Source organism: Gemmatimonadales bacterium (assembly GCA_030697825.1).
GTDB lineage: Bacteria > Gemmatimonadota > Gemmatimonadetes > Gemmatimonadales > JACORV01 > JACORV01.
The window spans coordinates 1-1,022 of sequence record JAUYOW010000324.1 but is presented as its reverse complement, the minus strand read 5'-3'; the positions used below and the strand labels follow the sequence as shown (position 1 = coordinate 1,022).

The window sequence follows — 1,022 nt, the reverse complement described above, 5'->3', positions numbered from 1 at the left end:
ATCGGCGCAGGCGCGGAGATAGCGCATGAACTGCAGATCGGCGAGCCGGCCCGACCGGGTGACGTCACCGCCGGCAATCGCGCGGACGGGATCGTCGTGCGCCCCTGCCCGTTTCCAGGCGATGATCCCGTTCTTGGACGTGATCACGTTTGCATAGATCCACGGGCGGGTGGGCCAGGGCGGAGGGAATCCGAGGGGCTCGAGTCGATCGGCGTCGGGAGACACGGCACCGTACGGATAGCGCGTCTCGGCATTCCGGTGCCAAGAGATTCGCACCCGAGCTTCCCGCGTCACTGCCATACCGACGACCCCACTAGCCTTTCCCGCTTGCCCCCTGGCGAGAGCCAGGATCGCGCTGGCCGACGGCCAGAGTCAAGAGTCCTGGGCGGTGATGCCTTTGCCCGTAGACGGGCCGCGCCAGGTCGACGAAGCGCCTGACGCCCGCCGCGTCATAGCGCGCTAGCTGGTTCACCGTCCAGAGCGGGACGCTCGGCTTCGGAAGGCGTTTCACTTCGGCCAGAGCGGTGACCATGGCAGAATGACGCAATGCCAGCGCACCATCCCGCACCCGTTCCCGATTTCCTCTACGGCACGGCCTGGAAGGAAGACCGCACCCAGGCCCTCATCGAGCTGGCGCTCCGGATGGGCTTCAGGGGCATCGACACCGCCAACCAGCGGCGGCACTACTTCGAGGGCGGCGTCGGGCAGGGGCTCGCCGCCGCCTACCGCGCGGGGGTGGTCACGCGCGCGGATCTTTTCTTACAAACGAAATTCACCTCCCAGCCCGGCCAGGACCACCGGCTGCCCTACGACCCCGCGGCCGACCTTTCCACGCAGGTCGCCCAGTCGATGCAGAGCTCGCTCGAGCACCTCGGGACCGACCACGTCGACAGCTACGTGCTGCACGGGCCCGCCTCCGGCTCCGGCTGGACCGACTACGACGCGGAGGTTTGGGCCGCGATGGTGAAGGAGCGCGATGCCGGCCGCACGCGGCTCCTCGGCGTGAGTAACGTCTCCCTGCG

General features: G+C 68.4%; 1 protein-coding gene. It reads left to right on the top strand.

Annotated features, from left to right (window positions below; all coding sequences use genetic code 11):
- Nucleotides 1-546 precede the first annotated feature (546 nt).
- A partial coding sequence (locus Q8Q85_16180; protein ID MDP3775797.1) for an aldo/keto reductase occupies nt 547-1,022 on the top strand: 476 nt, incomplete at its 3' end.